Source organism: Kribbella sp. NPDC048915, assembly GCF_040649595.1.
Taxonomy (GTDB): Bacteria; Actinomycetota; Actinomycetes; order Propionibacteriales; family Kribbellaceae; genus Kribbella.
Genome location: NZ_JBEZFT010000072.1, coordinates 16177 through 36023, shown reverse-complemented (window position 1 = coordinate 36023; position 19847 = coordinate 16177). Strand labels below are relative to the sequence as shown.

The window sequence follows — 19847 nt, the reverse complement described above, 5'->3', positions numbered from 1 at the left end:
CCGTGCTGCCAATGACCGATCGGACACCCCGAACGCATTCGCCTGCGCCCAGCTGAACGCCCCCAACTGCCGCCGCCGCAACTCCCCGAACTCACTGTTGCCTTTCACACCCCAAGAACATGCACGCCTCCCGCCCCCACCCGACCCTGCTCGCCCGAATCTGTGGACAAGCAGGACCGGGGAGTTCTACCCGTCATTTCAGGAGGGCGGAACTCCCCAAACCGGATTACTGGGCGTCGGCGAGGAGGTCCAGGGCTTGGTCGAGGTCGTCGGGGTACTCGGAGGTGAATTCGACGTACTCGCCGGTGCCGGGGTGGGTGAAGCCGAGGCGCATCGCGTGCAGCCACTGGCGGGTCAGGCCGAGGCGCTCGGCGAGGACCGGGTCGGCGCCGTACGTCAGGTCGCCGCAGCACGGGTGGCCGATCGCGGACATGTGGACGCGGATCTGGTGCGTACGGCCGGTCTCGAGCGTGATCTCGAGCAGCGTCGCGTACCGGAACGCCTCGAGGGTCTCGTAATGCGTGATGCTCGGCTTGCCGCCGACGACGACACCGAACTTGTAGTCGTGGTGCGGGTGCCGGTCGATCGGCGCGTCGACCGTCCCGGTGAACGGGTCCGGGTGGCCCTGGACGAGCGCGTGGTAGATCTTCTTGACCGTACGTTCTTTGAAGGCGCGTTTGAGCACGGTGTACGCGTACTCGGTCTTCGCGACCACCATCAGGCCGGACGTGCCGACGTCCAGGCGGTGCACGATGCCCTTGCGTTCGGCCGCGCCGCTGGTCGAGATCGCGAACCCGGCGCCGGCCAGGTGCCCGATCACGGTCGGGCCGGTCCATCCGGGCGACGGATGCGCCGCGACACTGACGGGCTTGTCCACAACCACGATCTCGTCGTCGTCGTACACGATCCGCAGGTTCTCCACAGTCTCCGGTACGACGGTCACCTCGGACGGGGGCGGTGGGAGCTCGACGTCCAGCAGCACGCCGGCCGCGACGCGGGCCGACTTCGGCGCCGGAGCACCGTCGACCTGGACGAGGCCGGACTCGATCAGCTCGGCGGCCTTCGTCCGGGAGACGCCGAACAGGCGAGACAGCGCGGCGTCGAGGCGTTCGCCGGCGAGGCCGTCGGGGACCATCACGGTGCGCGAGCTCACTTGCGCTGCTCCCGGGTGCCGTCGAGCTTGATGCCGCGCAGGGTCTGGATAACCAGCAGTACGGCGGCCGAGGTCACGGCCATGTCCGCGACGTTGAAGATCGCCCAGTGCGGCGTCTGCAGGAAGTCGACCACGTGCCCGTGGAATGGGGACGGTTCGCGGAAGATCCGGTCGAGGATGTTGCCGACCGCGCCGCCGAACAGCAGCCCGAACGCGACCGCCCAGCCGGCCGAACCGAGGCGGCGGGACAGATAGATCACGCCGAGCGCGACGGCGATCTGGACCGCGCTGATGTACGGCGTGTACCCGGCGCCGAGGCTGAACGCGGCGCCCGAGTTGCGGATCAGGTTGAACTTCAGGAACGTGCCGATCACGTTCACCGGCTCACCCGGCGTCAGGTGCTCCAGCGCCAGGGCCTTCGTCCACTGGTCCAGCCCCAGAATGACCATTCCCACCACCGCGAACACCAAGGTCCATTTCCACGACCTCTTGTGCGCGTGGTGTGCGGCCTCGTCGTCGGGCTGGGACGACGGAGAACCGGCCGACTCGGGGTCGGCCGGTTCCGGGGTGGCGTTGTCCTCCACCTCGTCGGGGGAGGTGGGGTCGTTCAGCGGCGTTCCTGGCGTTCTTTGCATGAGACGCACAGTGTCGCACGCGGGAACGCCTGCAACCGACCCTTGCCGATCGCGTTGCCGCAGTTCTCGCAGACGCCGTACGTGCCGTCCTCGATCCGGGACAGCGCGAACTCGATCTGGTTCAGCATGTCCCGGGCGTTGTTGGCCAGCGTCAGCTCGTGGTACCGCTCCAGCGTCGTCGAGCCGACGTCGGCCTGGTCGTTCCCGGCGCCGTCGCTGCCGTCGCGGAACAGCCCCGCGATCTCCTGCTCGGCGTCGCGGATCTCCTCCTTGAGGTGCTCGACCTCACTCTCCAGCTCGGCCCGCAGTTCGGCCAGCTCGGCCGCCGTCCACGGGTCCTCCCCCGGCTTCACCTTGAAGGTCTCGGCCGTGTGTGCTGCGGACTTCGCCGGCGCCGTCGCCGGGGTCCTGTTCTCGTTCGTCTTCATGGCCACCCTCTTCGTTGTCGCTTTCCTGGCAGAGGTCTTCCCGGCCGGAGCCTCGGCCGGAGCCTTCTTGGCCGCGGAGCCGGCGGTCGAGGCCGCCTGCTGCGCGGAAGTCTTCGTGGCCGGCGTGGACTTCTTCGCCGGTGCCTTGCGGGCCGTCTTCTTCTTCGGCTCGCCGGACGCCGAGGCACTCTTCTTGGCCGCGGCAGAACGTTGGGGGGCGGACTTCTTCCGTGCCGATGTAGCCATGACGGCTACCCCCTGCCTTCGTCGGAGACTGAAGCGGACTGGTCGCAAGACAGTAGGCCACGTACCCTGCACGGGCCAGTCCGACGCGCAGACCGTGGACATACGGTAGTCGGTTCTTCAAGTCCGCTCGATGTTCTGCGCGTCACAACCGCATTGCGGACATCACTGTCCGTCACAGCTCCAGGTCAACCGAGCAATTGCTCGAGCCGTGCCCGGATGTCGTACTCCTCCCCCTCGAGCTCGACCAATTTGTCCCTGCTGGTCGCGCCTCGCACCAAGGTCACCGCCGAACGCCGGACCCCGAACGCCGCCGCGACCGCTGCCAGGACAGCCTTCGTCGCCTGTCCTTCCACCGCACGGGCCGGCACCGCGACCACCAGCGCAGTACCGGACGGACCGTCGTAGCGGCCGCCGACCGCCGTCCTGGATGCCCCTGGCCGAACCCGCAGCAGAATTCTCATCGGTGAATTCTGACCTGACCACTGTTTTATTTCTGCCCACCGGCCGCGCCGGGCGCTTAACGATTCGTAGCCACCGGGTACGACGCCGTACACTGAGGACCGCGATCCGCAAGGCATTGATGGGGCCATCACCCCGGAGCCGCCGGAAGAACAGTTCGTAAGGACCTATTAGAACCGGCAGCGTGACGCGAAAGGAAGTGGGTGACCGGCGAAGTTCGCCGACTTCGGGTCACCAAGGAGGGTGGTACCGCGCGGTAGCCGGTGATCCGGCTGCTTCGTCCCTCGTCCGGGCAAGCAGGACGTGACGAAGGACGCAGACGATGGCGGCAGCAGAATCTTCTGGCCACACCCCCTGGCGGCAGGTCCCCGCGCAGGTCGACTTCCCCGCGCTCGAGCGTGAGGTGCTCACCCTTTGGGAGGAGCAGGACACCTTCGCGAAGAGCCTCGAGCAGTCCGCCGGCGGTCAGCCGTGGACGTTCTACGAGGGCCCGCCGACCGCGAACGGGATGCCCGGCACGCACCACATCGAGGCCCGCGTCTTCAAGGACGTGTTCCCGCGCTACCGGACCATGAAGGGGTTCTGGGTCGAGCGCAAGGCCGGCTGGGACTGCCACGGCCTGCCGGTCGAGGTCGCGGTCGAGAAGGAGCTCGGCTTCAACGGCAAGCCCGACATCGAGGCGTACGGCATCGCGGAGTTCAACGCGAAGTGCCGCGAGTCGGTGCTGCGGCACGTCGACGCGTTCAACGACCTGACGGTCCGGATGGGCTACTGGGTCGACCTCGAGCACCCGTACAAGACGATGGACCCCGAGTACGTCCAGTCGGTGTGGTGGTCGCTGAAGCAGATCCACGACAAGGGCCTGCTGGTCGAGGACTACCGGATCACGCCGTACTGCCCGCGCTGCGGCACCGGCCTGTCCGACCACGAGCTCGCGCAGGGGTACGAGACCGTCGTCGACCCGTCGGTCTACGTCCGCTTCCCGCTTACGTCCGGCCCGCTGGCCGGCCAGGCGTCGCTGCTGGTCTGGACGACCACGCCGTGGACGCTGGTGTCGAACACGGCCGTCGCCGTCCACCCGGACGTCGAGTACGTCGTCGCGACCGACGGCAACGAGTCGCTGGTGGTCGCCAAGCCGCTGCTGGACCGGCTCGGTGAGGGCTGGACGGTCACCGGCGAGTACGGCGGCCGCGACATGGAGCGGTGGACGTACCAGCGTCCGTTCGAGCTGGTGCCGTTCGAGGAGGAGGCGCACTACGTCGTCCTCGCCGAGTACGTCACCACCGAGGACGGCACCGGTCTGGTGCACCAGTCCCCCGCGTTCGGTGCCGACGACCTCGCGGTCGGGCGCGCGTACAACCTGCCGGTGGTCAACCCGGTCGACACCACCGGTCACTTCAACACCGACGTACCGCTGGTCGGCGGGCAGTTCTTCAAGAAGGCCGACGAGGACCTGGTGAAGGACCTCAAAGACCGCGGCCTGCTGTTCAAGCATGTGCCGTACGAGCACCCGTACCCGCACTGCTGGCGCTGCCACACCCCGGTGATGTACTACGCGCTGCCGTCCTGGTACATCCGCACCACACAGATCAAGGACAACCTGCTCCGCGAGAACGAGAAGACCAACTGGTTCCCGGACTCGGTGAAGTGGGGCCGGTACGGCGACTGGCTGCGCAACAACATCGACTGGGCCGTCTCGCGCTCGCGCTACTGGGGTACGCCGCTGCCGATCTGGCGCTGCGCCGAGGACCACCAGGTGTGCGTCGGTTCGCTGGCCGAGCTGGGCGAGTTGGCCGGCCGCGACCTGAGCGCGACCGACCCGCACCGGCCCTACGTCGACGACATCACCTTCGACTGCCCGACCTGCGGCGCGGAAGCGCACCGGGTTCCGGAGGTCATCGACGCCTGGTACGACTCGGGCTCGATGCCGTTCGCGCAGTGGGGTTACCCGTGGGTCGAGGGCTCGAAGGAGAAGTTCGAGCAGACCTACCCGGCGGACTACATCTGCGAGGCGATCGACCAGACCCGCGGCTGGTTCTACACGCTGATGGCGGTCGGCACACTGGTCTTCGACGAGTCGTCGTACAAGAACGTGGTCTGCCTCGGGCACATCCTCGCCGAGGACGGCCGGAAGATGTCGAAGCACCTCGGCAACATCCTCGAACCGATCCCGCTGATGGACGACCACAGCGCGGACGCGGTGCGCTGGTTCATGGCCGCCTCCGGGTCGCCGTGGAAGGCGCGCGGTATCGGCCCGAACGTGCTGAACGAGATCGTCCGGAAGGTGCTGCTCACCTACTGGAACACGGTCGCGTTCCACGCGCTGTACGCCCGGCTCGCGGACTGGTCCCCGGCCGACGCCCCCGCCGTCGCGGACCGCTCCGTGCTGGACCGCTGGCTGGTCAGCGAGACGCACCGGCTGGTCCGCGACACCGACGAGGCGTACGCCGCGTTCGACACGCAGCGGCTCGGCCTGCTGATCAACTCGTTCGTCGACGTGCTCTCGAACTGGTACGTCCGCCGGTCGCGCCGCCGGTTCTGGTCCGGTGACGCGGGTGCGCTGGCGACCCTGCACGAGACGCTCGACGTCCTCACCCGGGTGATGGCGCCGCTGACGCCGTTCGTCACCGAGCGGGTCTGGCAGGACGTGTTCCGCCCGGTCACGCCCGGTCTGCCCGAGTCCGTCCACCTGACCAGCTTCCCGACGTACGACGAGACGCTGATCGACGACGTACTGGCGCAGCACGTGTCGATGGCTCGCCGGGTCGTCGAGCTCGGCCGCTCGGCGCGCGCCGAGGCGAAGGTCAAGACGCGGCAGCCGCTCGCCCGCGCCCTGGTCGGCTCGGCCGCGATCGCGGATCTGTCGCCGGAGCTGCTGCAGGAGATCGCCGACGAGCTCAACGTGGGCACGGTCGCACCGCTGTCGTCGGCCGGTTCGGACCTGGTGGAGTTCTCCGCGAAGGGCAACTTCCGCGAGCTCGGCAAGCGGTTCGCGAAGCAGACACCGGTTGTTGCGGCGGCGATCGCTGCTGCCGACGCGGGTGCGTTGGCGGCGGCGTTGAAGGAGTCCGGTACGGCGACGGTTGTCGTCGACGGCGAGGACGTTCAGGTCAGCGCCGACGAGGTGCTGATCTCCGAGCGGCCGAAGGAAGGCTGGTCGGTGGTCAACGAGCAGGGCGAGACAGTCGCGCTCGACCTCGAGGTCACGCCGGAGCTCAGGCAGGCCGGTCTGGCGCGTGAGGTCGTCCGGACGCTGCAGGAGGCGCGCAAGAACGCCGGCCTCGAGGTCTCGGACCGGATCCGGGTCTGGGTCACCTCGACCGACACCGAACTGACCGATGCCCTCGGCAAGCACGCCGACGAGATCGCCCGCGAGGTGCTGGCCGTCGAACTGGTCCAGTCGGCCCCCTCGAACGCCGGTGAGTCGGTGGCGGGAGAGTCGGGCGCGGGTGAACTCGTGTCCGGCACCGAGGACGACCTCCAGCTCACCTACTGGCTCACCAAGGCCTGACCTACCGGTCGCCAGCCGGCCACCACACTCGGCGCCGCTTGCCCAGCCAACTGGAGGGTTGCCCATCCAAGTGCAGGGTTGCCTACACGAATTTTCGATGGGCAACCCTCCACTTGAGGGGCAACCCACCCTGTGCAGGTCGGCCGAGCGCGGGCGTGGATGTGCGTGGGTGGATCAGCGCGGTGGACGTACGGCGCGGGCTCGGCGGCGATCCGGATGGATCAGCGCGGTGGATGTACGGCGCGGGCTCGGAGGGACGGGGTTGCGCCCAGGTGGTCGACCACCGCCAGCAGGAGGCGGCGGGCTTGTTCTACTTCGTCGGCGCCCAGGGCTTGGCGGAGGTCTGCGTCGAGGGACGCGCGGTGTTTCCGGGCGGTGCTGATAACTGCTTCGCCGCGTTCGGTGAGGGCTACCTGGCGAGCGCGGGCATCGACGGGGTCGGGTCGGCGTACGACATAACCGCGGTGCTCGAGGTCGGCGACGGACTTCGACGCGGCCTGCTGGGTGACACCGAGTTTCTCCGCGAGTGTGCTGATCGTCACCGGGCCGCCGACCAGATGCTGAAACACAACGCCGTCCGCGAAACGGGCGTCATCGAATCCGTCGTCCGCGAGGCGCCGTTGCAGTTCGTCGGCCAGCGCCCAGCCGGCGAACAACGAGGCGAGTGACAGGTCGGCGTCGGAGGGGTCGTATTCCACAGCGCCAAATATACAACCGCGGTTGTGGATCGGTTAATCTACAACCATGGTTGTGCAAAAGGAGTTCCTCGAACGCGCGCACAAGATCGTCTGGTGCACAGTCGCCACGGTCGGCCCCGATCTACGCCCACGAACCCGAATCCTGCACCCCATCTGGGAAGTGGCCGACCGGTCGGGCGGTGGGCTCGTGGGGTGGATCGTCACCAGGGCGACGCCGGTGAAGGTGCGGCATCTGGAGTTCAGTCCGTACCTGAGTTGCAGCTACTGGGAGCCGGGCCAGGAAGTGGCGGTGGCGGACTGCGGTGCGGAGTGGGTCGCGGACGTGGCGACCCGGGAGCGGGTGTGGGAGCTGTATCGGGACGCTCCCCCGCCGCTCGGTTACGACTTCTGGAGTGTGTTCCCCGACGGACCGTCGGGGGAATCACCCTCGCTGCTGCGGCTCACGCCGTACCGGCTGCGGCTGACCGACGTCGAGACGCTCAGCGGCCGCAAAGCACCTGCGGTCTGGCCATAGCTCCCGTTGACCCGGGTCATAACTCCTGACCTGACAGTCTGTCACCAGGACGGAACCGTCAGTCAGAAGCGGCCAGACATGGCGAAGAGGCGGTGCCGCCGGAAAGCACCGCCTCTTCCACCACGAGGTTTTTAGACGCCGTGACCGTGTGCCTGCGCACGCGCCTCCGGGCGGAAGCCGTTGCGCGGGCTCAGCGTGTCGTCGCCGTTGCCGAGCGCCTTCAACTGCTCGGTGAAGTACGTCTTCAGGCGGCTGCGGTACTCACGCTCGTACGCGTGCAGGTCGTCGATCGTGCGCTCGAGCTGACCCTTCTGCTTCTCCAGGCTGCCGAGCATCTGCGCGCGACGCTCGGCGATCTCGCCGTCGAGCTTCTCGGCGCGGGCGCGGGCCTCACCGGTCATCCGGTCGGCCTTGCCGCGGGCCTCGTTCTCCAGGCGCTCGGCCTTGGCGCGGGCCTCACCGATGATCTTGTCGGCGGTGTCCTTCGCCTCCTGGACCAGGTCGTCGGAGTGCTTCGTGGCCATCTCCAGCAGCCGCACCGCGGAGCTGGAGGCGTCGCCGACCGTGCCGGCCGCCGCGGCCGCTCCGGGAGCGGCCACCACCGGCGGCTTCTCCTCGGGCTTCTCGACCACGACCGGGGGCTTCGGCTGCTGCACGACGGGCGGCAGCGCGGCGGTCTGGTCGACCGGCCGCTGCTGGTCTGCTCCGGCGCGCTGCGCCGCGGCGAGCTTGGCCCGCAGCTCCTCGTTCTCGGCGAGAAGTCGCTCGAGCTCGGCCTCCACCTCGTCGAGGAAGGAGTCGACCTCAGTGACGTCGTAGCCCTCCCGTAGTCGGACGGGCGTGAACTGCTTCGAGCGGACGTCATCCGGCGTCAGCGGCATCTTTCACCTCGTTTGTCTGTGTCTTGGCGGAGTCCCCGTGGCCCTCGCCTTGGCGACTCAGTAGATCACGTTATCGCTTCGTTGTCTTATGACGGAATCCGGGCTCGAATCTACCCAGTCTTCGCGGTCCTCACCCTTACAACGATCGAAGGGCCGTCGAGTTGATCGCCATCGCCACCGACACCATGACGAACAGCATCAGCATCGACAGATCGATCCGGATTCCGCCCGCCCCGATCGGGGGCAGGATCCGCCGCAACGGCTTCAGGAACGGATCGGTGATCGAGTAGACCAGCTCGAAGAGCAGCAGCAGTGGGCCCTTGGGGTGCCACTGCGGCGCGAACATGACGATCAGACTGAGTACGAACCGCGCCACCAGCACCAGGAAGAAGGCGAGCAGGACCCAGTAAACAACGATGAGGACGAGCGCTAGAGCATCCATGTCGACAACGAGTGTAGAAGACGGCGGAAGCGCCGGCCTCAACTCTGGTTGTAGAACCCGTCCGCCGCGATCTTCTCCTTCTCCTCCGCGGCCACCGTCACGTTCGGCGGGCAGACCAGGAACACCTTGGTGGTGATCCGCTCGATCGAGCCCCGGCAGCAGAAGATCAGGCCGGCCGCGAAGTCCACCAGCCGCTTGGCGTCGGCGTGGTCCATCTCGGTCAGGTTCATGATGACGGGCGTGCCGTCGCGGAAGTGCTCACCGATGACGCGCGCCTCGTTGTAGCTGCGCGGGTGCACGGTGGTGATGCGGGCCAACTCGGTAACCTCCGGGGACGGCGCGGCTCCGCGCCGGTCTGGGAACTTGCTGACCGTGGCGCCGCTGTGCTCCGGCCGCTCGTCGCGGTGTTCACGTGCTTCGCGGCTCTCCCGGCCGGCGGGTACCGGCTCGGTCTCCTGGGAGTCCCCGTCGACGCCTTCGTCGTACTCGTCGTCGTACTCTTCGTACTCGTCGTCGTACCGCGCGTTGTAGCGCTCCCCGTCCTCGACCAAGCCGAGGTACACACCCATCTTGCGCAGTGCGCCGCTCATGGCCCTCCAGCACCTCGATCCGGTTCGACGACGAGAACAACGATGAGCAGGAAGCGAAACCTGCTCGATGTCGACACTAACCCAGCGGAGTGCGCGTACCGAGTAATGCGCGCCCGAGCCGAACGTGTGTCGCACCGTGCTTGATCGCGGACTCCAGATCCTCGGTCATCCCCGCCGAGATCCAGTCCGCGTCCGGATGTTCGGAGCGTAGCCGGGACGCTACTTCCCGCAGTCCGGCGAAGGCTTCGTCAGGGTTCGAGCCGAGCGGCGCCACCGCCATCACACCGCCGAGTACGAGACCGTCCGCGGCGGCGATCCGCGCGGCCAGTTCCGGTACGTCGGCCGGGTCGGCGCCACCTCGGCGCGCGCCGGTCGCGGCGTCCGCGGGTCCGTACGCCGCGAGGCTCACCTGGATCAGGCAACGCACCGTCTTCTGCTCCGCCACCGCGGCCTTCGACAGCGCGTCGACGAGCGAATCCCGGTCGACGGAGTGCACCACCGCCGCGTGCCGTACGACGGATCGCGCCTTCTTGGACTGCAACTGGCCGACGAAGTGCCAGGTGAGGTCCACCGAGTCCGGCGCCTTCGCCCGGAGCTCCTGCTCGCGGTTCTCGCCGACGTCGGCCACACCGAGGTCCGCGAGCGCCCGTACATCGCTGCTGGGGAAGGTTTTGGTGATCGCCACGAGGGTGACCTCGTCCCGCGCTCTCCCGGCCGCCTCACAAGCCTTCTCGATCCGCTCCTGGACCTGCTCCAGGTTCGACCGCAGCTCGTCGAGGCGGGTGCTCACGCGGCCACCCTTCGAATCAGGCCGGCCAGGCGGCCGCTCTCGGAACCTTCGCGACGGTACGAGTACAGGTCCGGCGATTCGATCGTGCATGCCGTCGCGTCGATGATGTCGACGTCGAGCTCGGCGAGCTGCGCGCGGACGCCGGCCGCCACGTCGATCGCCGGCGTACCCCAGCTCGTCTCGGAGTACGACGCGGGCACCCGTGCCGCGACCTCGGCGCGCATCTCGGCCGGCACCTCGTAGCAGCGTCCGCACGCGTACGGGCCCAGGACGGCGGTGATCCGCGACGCACCGAGTCCGCGCATCGCGTCGACGGTCGCCGGGACGACACCGACGTACATGCCCTTCCGGCCGGAATGCGCGGCGCCGATCACGCCGTCGCCGGAGAGCAGCACCGGCAGGCAGTCGGCGGCGCGGACCGCGAGGACGACGTCGGCGCGCGTGGTGACGATGCCGTCGGCTCGCGGCATCGGTTCGATCGGCAGGTCGTCGTCCGGACCGACCACCTGGACGTCGCGGCCGTGTATCTGGCTGACCCGGACGACGTTCTGGGCGGGTACGCCGAATTCGTCCGCGATCAACCGGAAGTTCGCGATCACCGCGTCCGCGTCCGGCCCCGATGCGCTGCCCAGATTCAGCTCGCCGTACGGCGGCTTGCTGACCCCGCCGTACCGATCGGTGAAGGCAACTCGGGCGGCAGGGAGTTCCTCGTCATAGCCGAACACGACCAAAGGCTACCCAGCCACAGCCGCGTTGCTGAGCACCGACCGCGCCTCGTCGGTCACACCGCCGCGGCCGGGCTCCGGCGGCAGTCCGACGACGTACTCCGCCGCCTTCCGGTAGGCGGTCGTCAGGGCCTGATCCGCGGGGACGTCGAAGTCGGGCACGATGCCGACACCTTCCCAGTTGGTCCCGGACACCGCGTTCACCGAACGCGCCACCGGCACGCTCGCCTCGAGCTGGTCGTGCAGCTTGAACCCGGCGCGTGGGTGCGCGCCGCCGCGGGTCCGCTCGCCGACGACAGTCCCCCGGCCGAACTGCTGCACGTTGTACGCCAGCTCCTCGCCGCCGGAGAAGGTTCGCTCACTGGTCAGCACCCAGATCGGCTTGGCCGCGTCGTACCGCGGACCGGGCACGTACGGCGCGGTCCAGAACTGTCGCGTGGTTCCGTCAGCCGGCTTGACCAAGTCCTGCAGGTGGACCGGCTCGTCGGCCGCCAACAGGTAGCTGCAGACGAACGCGACCTGGTCGGGCGATCCGCCGACACAGTCACGCAGGTCGATGATCAGCGCGTCGGTGGACGCCAGCAACGTCATCGCCGCCACGATCGCCCCGCCGGCGAGGTGTGGTGGGTACAGCAGCGGCCGGATCTCGAGCAGCCCGATGTTGCCGTCGAGCCGTTCGACCTTCGCCGTACCGCCCGCGTCGAGGGCGGCGCGCCGACTCCAGTACGCCTCCTCCTCGGCCGGATCCTTCTCGTCCTGGACACCCTCAGGCCGGAAGATCAGCCGCAGGTGCTGGTCGTCGTTGCCCTGTCGAAGGTCCGCGGTGACCCGGTCCGCGAGTTCGGCCGGGGTGTGCAGGTCGTCGTACCGGCCCTCTGCTGTGGCCGCGTCAAGGCGGTCGGCAACCTCACGGCCGACGTCGGGGAAGACGTAGTGCGTGCCCACCAGGGCACTCAGCCGGTCCAGGACGGTGCGGATCTCATCGGTTCGCATGGCGAGGAGTGAAGCACGCGGATTGACAAAGCGTCAAGAAAGTTCGACGCTTTCGGTGTGAGTGAGATTGCGGACCACCTCGAGGTGTCGACGGCGGCACAGTTCAAGGCGCTCGGGCACCCGTTGCGGCACCGGTTGCTGTTCGCGCTCGGCCAGGAAGCGGCGACGATCAGCCAGCTGGCCGTCGCGCTGCGGGTCGCCAAGGGCACAGTCGCGCACCACCTGGGTGTACTGCGGGACGCCGGGATGGTGCACGTCGCCGAGACGCGACAGGTACGCGGCGGGACCGAGCAGTACTACCGGCGCTCGGTCCGCCGCTTCGACTTCGTCGGCGAGGGCGCGCGGGCCAACCACGCGGTCAGCCTGCAAGCCGTGGCCGCTGACCTCGAAACCGCCGACCCCGACCTCACCTACACCGTCCGCAACCTCCGCCTGACCCGCGAACAAGCAGCCGAGCTGGGCGCCACCCTCGACCGCCTGGTCGGCGACCTCCAAGACGCCGGCCCCGGCGAATCCCGCTACGGCGTAGTCGTCTCCGTCTACCGCCCCCACCAACCACCTCCCGCCCGGCAGCCATAGCCCGGCCCGCGAACGCACTGCGCGAACGCACGGCGCGGACGCGAAACGCGGGGGCCGGCACGCTGCTCCTGACCGAACAGGCCACTTTGTGCATGAGATCCGTACGAAATCGCCCACCGCGTACGGATCTGGTGCACAAAGTGGACTTCACGCGGACGCGGACGCACGGCGCGAACGTACGGCGCGAGGCGGCGGGCAAACGTAAGGCGCGGGGCGGGCTGCTCGTGACCGCAGAGGGCACTTTGTGCATGAGATCCGTACAAAACCGCCCGCCGCGTACGGATCTGGTGCACAAAGTGGACTTCACACGGACGCCAACGTACGGCGCGAACGTACGGCGCGAGGCGGCGGGCAAACGTAAGGCGCGGGGCGGGCTGCTCGTGACCGCAGAGGGCACTTTGTGCATGAGATCCGTACAAAACCGCCCGCCGCGTGCGGATCTGGTGCACAAAGTGGGTTCTCGTGGATGCGGGTCAGACGATTCAGGAACTCAGAACGCGATGGGTGAACCCGCCGCACAGGAGCCCCGCCGCGCGGACGGCCGGGCGCAGAAGGGCGGGCGCGGGAGGCCGGGCGCGGAAGAAGACGGGCGCGGAAGGAGGCGGCGCGGAGGGGCGTGGGGGTTGGGGAAATGGGGAGCGCCCACCGAGCCGGGGGCCGGGTGGGCGCTTGGGGCTGGAGTTGCTCGGGTGGGTGCTCGCGGTGAGTTCCGGCCGAGTTACTTCAGGAAGTCGGGGATGTCCAGGTCTTCTTCGGGTTCTTGCTTCTTGGGGCGGTTGGGCTGGTTGCTGGTGCCTGCGCCGGAGGTTGTGTTGCTGGGGCCGTGGGTGGGCCAGGAGTGCTGGGTGGACGGAGAGGCGGGGGTATGCGGGGCCGGTTGGGCCGACTGCTGGCCAGACTGGACCGTGCGGACGCCGTCGCCGGCTTGCGGGCGGGCGGAGTTGGTGGTGCCTACGCGCGGCTCGGTCGGGGCTGGGACCGGGACGGTGTCGTCCGCGGGGGCAGCACCCTGCTGGGCCTGGGGGGTCTGGCCTGAGGCGGCCGTACCCGACTGGCCATTGCCGACGCTGGTGCCGGGGCCGGGTGGGCCGCTCACGCTCGGCTGCAGGTGGTTGGGGGGCGTGTAGGCCCCGGCAGGCTGGTTGCCCTGGGAGGTGACCGGCTGCCCGGCCTGCTGTCCACCCTGGCCGCCAGCATCACCGGCACCACCAGCACCGCCGACGCCACCAGCGGCCGACGCACCACCAGGACCCGCGCCCTGAGCACCGCCCTGCGACCCAGCCGGAGCGCCGCCCTGCGACCCGAACTGCGAGCCACTCTGAGCGCCGCCCTGCGACCCAAACTGCGAACCGCCCTGTGATCCACCCTGGGGCGAACCACCCTGCGAACCACCGAACTGCGACCCGCCGCTGGACATCGGGGCCGAGTAGCCCTGGTTGGTCTGCCGCGTGGACTGCGGCCGGGCCTGGTTCATCGCCTGTTCGCGCCGCTTCGGCATCCCGCCGTCGAAGCCGGCCGCGATCACCGTGACCCGGACCTCGTCGCCGAGCGCGTCGTCGATGACCGCGCCGAAGATGATGTTCGCGTCCGAGTGCGCGGACTCCGACACCAGTTGGGCCGCCTCGTTGATCTCGAACAGGCCCAGGTCGGAGCCGCCCGCGATCGACAGCAGCACGCCGTGCGCGCCCTCGATACTTGCCTCGAGCAACGGTGAGGAGATGGCCGCCTCGGCGGCCGCGACCGCGCGGTCCTCGCCGCGGGACGAGCCGATGCCCATCAGCGCCGAGCCGGCGTTGGACATCACCGCCTTGACGTCGGCGAAGTCCACGTTGATCAGACCGGGCGTGGTGATCAGGTCGGTGATGCCGGAAACACCTTGCAGCAGCACCTGGTCGGCCTGCTTGAAGGCGTCCAGCACCGACACAGCGCGGTCGGAGATCGTCAGCAACCGGTCGTTCGGGATCACGATCAGCGTGTCGACCTCCTCGCGGAGGGTGCTGATCCCGTCTTCGGCCTGGGTCGCGCGGCGCTTGCCCTCGAACGAGAACGGCCGGGTCACCACACCGATGGTCAACGCGCCGAGCGACCGCGCGATCCGCGCCACCACGGGCGCGCCGCCGGTGCCGGTGCCGCCGCCCTCGCCGGCGGTGACGAAGACCATGTCGGCGCCCTTGAGCGCCTCCTCGATCTCCTCGGCGTGGTCCTCGGCGGCCTTCTGCCCGATCGCCGGGTTCGCGCCGGCGCCGAGGCCGCGGGTCTCCTCGCGGCCGATGTCGAGCTTCACGTCCGCGTCGCTCATCAGCAGCGCCTGCGCGTCGGTGTTGATGGCGATGAACTCAACGCCCTTCAGACCGTGCTCGATCATCCGGTTGACAGCGTTGACGCCGCCTCCGCCGATGCCGACGACCTTGATGAGTGCCAGGTAGTTCTGCGGTGCCGCCACGTCCGCGCCTCTCGCCTCGTTGCTTTCCCGTTGTCCAGCGAAAAGACTGAACCTCAAGTGGATGCTTAGAGTTATGTCAACTGTGGATCACGCCGCACGATACGGGACGCTTCCGGCCAAAATCCAAGCGCCTCGCCGCAACGGACCACATTGTCCGCCGCCGTGCCTCGTCATCGTTTTTCCCCTTTGGTGACAGGGAGATCGGGCGCCGAGACGTCGTACACCTTCGCCTGCCGCTTCATCAGCACGCTGAGTACCTCGGCCTTGCGCTCACTGTCATCGGAACTGCCCCACACGACCTTCACCCCGGAGTCGAGGTTGAGGGTGATCGAGTCCGGCGACGCCGCCGAAATCGATCCCACCTGCGCCCTTAACGTCTCCGGCAGGGCGGCCGAAACGGTCACCACCGAATGGATCGTGACCTCGCGCCGGACCCCGGTCACTTTCGCCTCCGGCAGGCCGTCCGGCCGGTCCGGCACCGTGCGGTACGCCGTACCGGTCGCGTCGACCAGTTCGTACCGCGCGCCGTCGGTGACCACGACGACCGGTACCCGCTCGGTGACCACGATCACGACCTTGCGCGGCCAGGCCCGGGTGACCTGCGCGTCCGCGACCGCCGGGATCGTCCGCACCCGGTCCGCGATCGACCGCAGGTCGACCTTGACCAGCGGCGTGCCGATCGGTGCCGCCGCGACCTCCTCGATCGTTGCCACCGGCACCGTGTCGGCGCCGCTGATCCGGACCCCGGAGACCGCGAAGGCCGTGGAGTAGTAGAAGAGCCAGACGACCACACCGGCCAGCGCGACCAGGAGGCCGCCGACCGCCCACGGCAGCCAGCTGCGCCAGCGCACCAGCCGTTGCCGGCGCGCGAACCGCTGCTGAGCCCGAGCCAGATCAGCGCTCTGGCTCATTTCCCGTACCCCACGCTTTTACTTCACCACAGCGGGGGCTGCCTCCGGTGCAGACTCGCGGGTGGCGGCTCGTTCTGCCAGTAATCCAACGACTTCCGGGCCGATCAAGGTGACGTCGCCCGCGCCGAGGGTGACGACCAGGTCGCCCGGCTCGGCGAGGTCGGCAACCAGCCGTGGTACGGCGGACCACGACGGCTCGAACCGCACCTGCTCGGGCTTCAGCGGCACGTGGTTGGCGATCAGGGCGCCGGTGACACCGGGCTCAGGGTCCTCGCGGGCCGCGAACACGTCCATCACCACGACCTCGTCGGCCAGCGCCAGCGCCTCGGAGAACTCGGTCGCGAAGATCCGCGTCCGGCTGAACAGGTGCGGCTGGAAGCACGCGATCACGCGCCCCTCCCCCGCGACCTGGCGCGCCGCGATCAGATCGGCGGTCAGCTCGGTCGGGTGGTGCGCGTAGGAGTCGAAGACCCGCACACCGTCCTCGAGGCCCTTGAACTCGAACCGCCGCCCGGTCCCGGTGAAGGACGCGAGCCCCTCGGCCAGGTCGGCCGCGGAGAACCCGAGCCCGAGCCCGACGGTGAGCGCCGCCGATGCGTTCAGCGCGTTGTGCTTGCCGGCCTGCTGCAGCCGGACGACCGGCAGCTTGCGGCCCCGGTACACCGGCACGAACGACTGCGTGGCGCCGGTGGCAGTGAGCTCGGTGACGTGCAGGTCGACGTCCTCGGACTCGCCGTACGTCCGGACGTCGATGCCGCGGTCCCGCGCGTACGCCGCCAGCTCGCGGGCGCCGGCGTCGTCGTGGCAGATCACCATGAACCCGCCCGGCTGGACCCGTGCGCAGAACTCCTCGAACGCCTGCCGGTAGCTCGCCTCGTCACCGTAGTTGTCCAGGTGGTCGGGCTCGACGGACGTGACGATCGACACCTCGGGCGAGTAGGTCAGGAACGACTTGTCGGACTCGTCGGCCTCGGCGACGAACAGGTCGCCGGTGCCGTCGTGGGCGTTCGACCCGGACTCGTTCAGGTTGCCACCGATCGCGTACGACGGGTCCGCGCCGCAGTGCTGCAGCGCGACCGTGAGCATCGACGTGGTGGTCGTCTTGCCGTGCGTACCGGCCACGGCGAGCGTACGGCGACCCACCATCACCGATGCGAGCGCGGCGGCCCGGGGCAGGATCGGGATCCCGGCCGCACGGGCGGCGACCACCTCGGGGTTGGTCTCGCGGATCGCGGTGGACACCACGACCGTGTCGACGTCCTTGACGTGCTCGGCGGCATGGCCGACCCAGCAGGTCGCGCCGAGAGCCCGCAGCGCGGCGAGCACCTTGCCGTCCTTGGCGTCCGAACCGGACACCTCGATGCCGCGCGACGCCATGATCCGGGCGATTCCGGACATGCCGGCGCCGCCGATTCCGACGAAGTGCACCCTGCCCAGCTTCTCGGCCGGCAGCAGCGTGTCAGGAGCGGTGACGATCACGAAGCAGACCTCACCACATCGAGGACGATCCGCGCCAATCGGTCGTCGGCGTCGGTACGGATGACGCCGGTCGCAGCAGTGGACATGGCTGTCAGACGCTCGCGGTCGTGCAGAAGTTGCGGCACGTGCGCCCGAATCCAGTCCGGAGTGAGGTCGGCGTTGTCGACCAGGAGGCCGCCGCCGGCGTCGACGACCGGTTTGGCGTTCAGCCGCTGCTCACCGTTACCGATCGGCAGCGGGACGTAAATCGCGGGCAGACCCACGCCGGACACCTCGGTGACCGTGTTCGCACCCGAGCGACAGACGACCAGGTCGGCGGCGGCGTAGGCGAGGTCCATCCGGTCGACGTAGTTCAGCACGACGTACGGGTGTCCAGCGTGCTGCGGGACGTCGAGGGTGTTCTTCGGGCCGATCGCGTGCAGCACCTGGATCCCGGCCGCGGCCAGGTCGGCGGCGGCCCCGGAGACAGCCTCGTTGATCCGTTGCGCGCCCTGTGATCCGCCGGTCACGAACAGCGTCGGCGCGTCCGGGTCGAGGCCGAAGAACTGCCGGGCCTCGGCGCGCAGCGCGGCCCGGTCGAGGGTCGAGATCGCCCGCCGGATCGGCAGCCCGACGTACTCGGCGTGCGGCAGCTCGCTGCCCGGGAACGACGTCTTCACGTGCTCGGTGCAGTACCGGGCAGCGAACTTGTTCGCGATCCCCGGTACGGCGTTGCCCTCGTGCACCACGATCGGCGTCTTCCGCCGCCAGGCGGCGACGTACGCCGGGGTGGACACATAGCCGCCGAAGCCGACCAGGACATCGGCCTTGGCCTCGTCCAGGATCCGGCGGGCGGCGCTCACCGCGGACAGCATCTTGCCGGGCACGGCGAGCAGCGCGGGCGTGGGCTTGCGCGGCAGCGGCACCGGCGGGATCAGCTCCAGCCGGTAGCCGGCCTCCGGGACCACGCGGGTCTCGAGGCCGCGCTCGGTGCCGAGCGCGAGGATCTCGACCGTCGGGTCGATCCGGCGCAGGGCGTCGGCAGTGGCGATCAGGGGTGAGGTGTGACCGGCAGTACCGCCACCGGCCAGGACAATGCTGGGCAAGGCTTCCAACGCTCCCGCGAGTTCACTTGTCGATCAACGCCGCGAAGGCAGCCACCCGAAGCGTGGTCGCCGGGCCTCTTTGAGGGCGGCCTGCGCGCCGGGTTCGGCCTTCGCGAAGGACAGCAGCATGCCGACCGCGATCAGCGTCGGCAGCAGTGCGGAACCACCGTACGACAACAGCGGGAGCGGGATACCCACGATGGGTAGCAGTCCGATCACGGCGCCGAGGTTGACCAGCGTCTGCGCCATGATCCAGATCGTGATCCCGGCGGCCGCGTAGCGGACGAACGGCTCGGTGTTGCGGGTCGCGATCCGCACCCCGGCGTAGGCCAGCGTGAGGAACAGCGCGAGCACGGTGAGCGACCCGACCAGGCCGAGCTCCTCACCGATCACCGAGAAGATGAAGTCGGTGTGCGCCTCGGGCAGGTTGCCCCATTTCTGCCGGCTGTTGCCGATCCCGACGCCCCACCAGCCGCCGGTCGACAGCGCATAGAACGAGTGGTACGCCTGCCAGCCGACCGCGGTCGGGTCCGCGAACGGGTCCAGGAACGACGTCACCCGCTCCAGCCGGTACTTCTCGGCGTTGACGAAGTACGCCGCCACCGCGCCGACCACGACGATCGTCGCGACGAACAACCGGGTCGGCGCGCCGACGATCCAGATCATGCCGATCATCACCGCCATCAGCACCAGCGCCGTGCCGAGGTCGTGCTGCCCGACCACCAGCGCGATCACCAGACCGCAGACCGGGACCATCGGCACCAGCAGATGCTTCCACTGGGTGAGCAGCTTCTCCTTGCGGGCGTACAGGTCGGCGCACCACATCACCATCGCGAGCTTGGCGAACTCGCTCGGCTGGATCTGCAGCGGTCCGCCGAGGTTCAGCCAGTTGGTGTTGCCCTTGACGCCGACGCCGAGGCCCGGGACGTAGGTCAGCACCAGCAGGAACATCGACCCGAGCAGCGCGACGTAGGCGAGCATCCGGAAGTGCCGCGGTGTCATCCGCGAGGCGACGTACGCCATCGGCAGGCCGACGCCGACCCAGATCAGCTGCCGGACGAAGATCGTGTAGCTGTTCCCGTTCGCGCGCAGCGACAGCACGCTGGACGCTGACAGCACCATCATCAGGCCGAGCACCAGCAGCAGGCCGGTCGCCCCGAGCACGATGTGGTACGACGTCAGCGGGCGGTCGAGGACGTCCTTGATCGCCGCGAGCCACGCGCGCTCGCTGCCCTGCTTCTTCTGGTCCGGCTGGTCTGCGATCGACGTCACTCGACCACCCCGG

The 19847-nt window shown here is 69.0% G+C and carries 18 protein-coding genes and 1 pseudogene; 3 read left to right on the top strand and 16 right to left on the bottom strand.

The window, feature by feature from the left end; all coding sequences use genetic code 11:
* Nucleotides 1-226 precede the first annotated feature (226 nt).
* From AB0B82_RS27840 to AB0B82_RS27825, 4 genes are all read right to left on the bottom strand, one after another.
* Nucleotides 227-1135 (bottom strand): RluA family pseudouridine synthase, encoded by a 909-nt coding sequence (locus tag AB0B82_RS27840; RefSeq protein WP_360174719.1) that lies wholly within the window; start codon nt 1133-1135, stop codon nt 227-229.
* A gap of 14 nt (nt 1136-1149) precedes the next feature.
* Nucleotides 1150-1788, bottom strand: coding sequence for a signal peptidase II (lspA, locus tag AB0B82_RS27835; protein WP_360174713.1), 639 nt, complete (start codon nt 1786-1788; stop codon nt 1150-1152).
* Nucleotides 1761-2462 carry a TraR/DksA C4-type zinc finger protein gene (locus AB0B82_RS27830; protein WP_360174710.1) on the bottom strand — a complete coding sequence of 234 codons (702 nt, stop codon included), beginning with the start codon at nt 2460-2462 and terminating at the stop codon, nt 1761-1763. The genes lspA and AB0B82_RS27830 overlap by 28 nt, the downstream gene beginning before the upstream one ends.
* A gap of 185 nt (nt 2463-2647) precedes the next feature.
* On the bottom strand, nt 2648-2923 hold the full coding sequence (locus AB0B82_RS27825; protein ID WP_360174707.1) for a DUF167 domain-containing protein: 276 nt from the start codon (nt 2921-2923) through the stop codon (nt 2648-2650).
* Nucleotides 2924-3243: 320 nt separating this feature from the next.
* Here AB0B82_RS27825 and ileS point away from each other — a divergent pair, with 320 nt between their 5' ends.
* Nucleotides 3244-6432, top strand: a complete 3189-nt coding sequence (ileS, locus tag AB0B82_RS27820; protein WP_360174704.1) for an isoleucine--tRNA ligase — start codon at nt 3244-3246, stop codon at nt 6430-6432.
* Nucleotides 6433-6653: 221 nt separating this feature from the next.
* Here ileS and AB0B82_RS27815 read toward each other — a convergent pair whose 3' ends face one another.
* Complete coding sequence (locus AB0B82_RS27815) at nt 6654-7130, bottom strand: MarR family winged helix-turn-helix transcriptional regulator (protein ID WP_360174702.1); 477 nt, start codon at nt 7128-7130, stop codon at nt 6654-6656.
* Between the two features lie 46 nt (nt 7131-7176).
* Between AB0B82_RS27815 and AB0B82_RS27810 the strand changes: the two genes are divergently transcribed.
* On the top strand, nt 7177-7644 hold the full coding sequence (locus AB0B82_RS27810; RefSeq protein ID WP_360174699.1) for a pyridoxamine 5'-phosphate oxidase family protein: 468 nt from the start codon (nt 7177-7179) through the stop codon (nt 7642-7644).
* A gap of 131 nt (nt 7645-7775) precedes the next feature.
* Here the strand turns inward: AB0B82_RS27810 and AB0B82_RS27805 are convergent, their stop codons facing one another.
* The 6 genes from AB0B82_RS27805 to AB0B82_RS27780 form a co-directional block, all read right to left on the bottom strand.
* A complete protein-coding gene (locus AB0B82_RS27805) occupies nt 7776-8525 on the bottom strand; it encodes a DivIVA domain-containing protein (protein ID WP_360174696.1) in 750 nt (249 codons plus the stop codon).
* Between the two features lie 136 nt (nt 8526-8661).
* Nucleotides 8662-8967: a YggT family protein gene (locus AB0B82_RS27800; RefSeq protein WP_360174692.1), complete on the bottom strand. Its 306-nt coding sequence runs from the start codon at nt 8965-8967 to the stop codon at nt 8662-8664.
* Nucleotides 8968-9005: 38 nt separating this feature from the next.
* Entirely contained in the window at nt 9006-9557 is a 552-nt protein-coding gene (gene sepF / locus AB0B82_RS27795) for a cell division protein SepF (protein ID WP_360174689.1), read from the bottom strand.
* 76 nt (nt 9558-9633) lie between these two features.
* A complete protein-coding gene (locus tag AB0B82_RS27790; RefSeq protein WP_360174686.1) occupies nt 9634-10347 on the bottom strand; it encodes a YggS family pyridoxal phosphate-dependent enzyme in 714 nt (237 codons plus the stop codon).
* Nucleotides 10344-11072: a peptidoglycan editing factor PgeF gene (pgeF, locus tag AB0B82_RS27785; protein ID WP_360174683.1), complete on the bottom strand. Its 729-nt coding sequence runs from the start codon at nt 11070-11072 to the stop codon at nt 10344-10346. The genes AB0B82_RS27790 and pgeF overlap by 4 nt, the downstream gene beginning before the upstream one ends.
* Nucleotides 11073-11081: 9 nt before the next feature.
* Nucleotides 11082-12065: a S41 family peptidase gene (locus tag AB0B82_RS27780; RefSeq protein WP_360174680.1), complete on the bottom strand. Its 984-nt coding sequence runs from the start codon at nt 12063-12065 to the stop codon at nt 11082-11084.
* A gap of 57 nt (nt 12066-12122) precedes the next feature.
* Here AB0B82_RS27780 and AB0B82_RS27775 point away from each other — a divergent pair, with 57 nt between their 5' ends.
* Nucleotides 12123-12644: an ArsR family transcriptional regulator gene (locus tag AB0B82_RS27775; protein ID WP_360174677.1), complete on the top strand. Its 522-nt coding sequence runs from the start codon at nt 12123-12125 to the stop codon at nt 12642-12644.
* A 1462-nt stretch (nt 12645-14106) separates the two neighbouring features.
* On the opposite strand, the pseudogene ftsZ reads toward AB0B82_RS27775, so the two are convergent.
* From ftsZ to ftsW, 5 genes and pseudogenes are all read right to left on the bottom strand, one after another.
* A pseudogene (gene ftsZ, locus AB0B82_RS27770) lies at nt 14107-15144 on the bottom strand (cell division protein FtsZ); the annotation flags it as partial.
* Nucleotides 15145-15257: 113 nt separating this feature from the next.
* Nucleotides 15258-15998, bottom strand: a complete 741-nt coding sequence (locus AB0B82_RS27765; protein WP_360174674.1) for an FtsQ-type POTRA domain-containing protein — start codon at nt 15996-15998, stop codon at nt 15258-15260.
* A gap of 18 nt (nt 15999-16016) precedes the next feature.
* On the bottom strand, nt 16017-17477 hold the full coding sequence (murC, locus tag AB0B82_RS27760) for a UDP-N-acetylmuramate--L-alanine ligase (RefSeq protein WP_360174671.1): 1461 nt from the start codon (nt 17475-17477) through the stop codon (nt 16017-16019).
* Complete coding sequence (gene murG, locus AB0B82_RS27755; RefSeq protein ID WP_360174668.1) at nt 17474-18562, bottom strand: undecaprenyldiphospho-muramoylpentapeptide beta-N-acetylglucosaminyltransferase; 1089 nt, start codon at nt 18560-18562, stop codon at nt 17474-17476. Before murG ends, murC begins: the two co-directional genes overlap by 4 nt.
* Before the next feature lie 33 nt (nt 18563-18595).
* The gene (gene ftsW, locus AB0B82_RS27750) at nt 18596-19834 is read right to left on the bottom strand and encodes a putative lipid II flippase FtsW (RefSeq protein ID WP_360174665.1); all 1239 of its coding nucleotides are present in this window, start codon (nt 19832-19834) and stop codon (nt 18596-18598) included.
* Between the last annotated feature and the right edge of the window lie 13 nt (nt 19835-19847).

Bases quoted from the DNA above. Each gene is read 5' to 3' on its own strand.
- AB0B82_RS27840 (WP_360174719.1), bottom strand. From the start codon at position 1,135: ATGGTCCCCGACGGCCTCGCCGGCGAACGCCTCGACGCCGCGCTGTCT.
- lspA (WP_360174713.1), bottom strand. From the start codon at position 1,788: ATGCAAAGAACGCCAGGAACGCCGCTGAACGACCCCACCTCCCCCGAC.
- AB0B82_RS27830 (WP_360174710.1), bottom strand. From the start codon at position 2,462: ATGGCTACATCGGCACGGAAGAAGTCCGCCCCCCAACGTTCTGCCGCG.
- AB0B82_RS27825 (WP_360174707.1), bottom strand. From the start codon at position 2,923: ATGAGAATTCTGCTGCGGGTTCGGCCAGGGGCATCCAGGACGGCGGTC.
- ileS (WP_360174704.1), top strand. From the start codon at position 3,244: ATGGCGGCAGCAGAATCTTCTGGCCACACCCCCTGGCGGCAGGTCCCC.
- AB0B82_RS27810 (WP_360174699.1), top strand. From the start codon at position 7,177: ATGGTTGTGCAAAAGGAGTTCCTCGAACGCGCGCACAAGATCGTCTGG.
- AB0B82_RS27805 (WP_360174696.1), bottom strand. From the start codon at position 8,525: ATGCCGCTGACGCCGGATGACGTCCGCTCGAAGCAGTTCACGCCCGTC.
- AB0B82_RS27800 (WP_360174692.1), bottom strand. From the start codon at position 8,967: ATGGATGCTCTAGCGCTCGTCCTCATCGTTGTTTACTGGGTCCTGCTC.
- sepF (WP_360174689.1), bottom strand. From the start codon at position 9,557: ATGAGCGGCGCACTGCGCAAGATGGGTGTGTACCTCGGCTTGGTCGAG.
- AB0B82_RS27780 (WP_360174680.1), bottom strand. From the start codon at position 12,065: ATGCGAACCGATGAGATCCGCACCGTCCTGGACCGGCTGAGTGCCCTG.
- AB0B82_RS27765 (WP_360174674.1), bottom strand. From the start codon at position 15,998: ATGAGCCAGAGCGCTGATCTGGCTCGGGCTCAGCAGCGGTTCGCGCGC.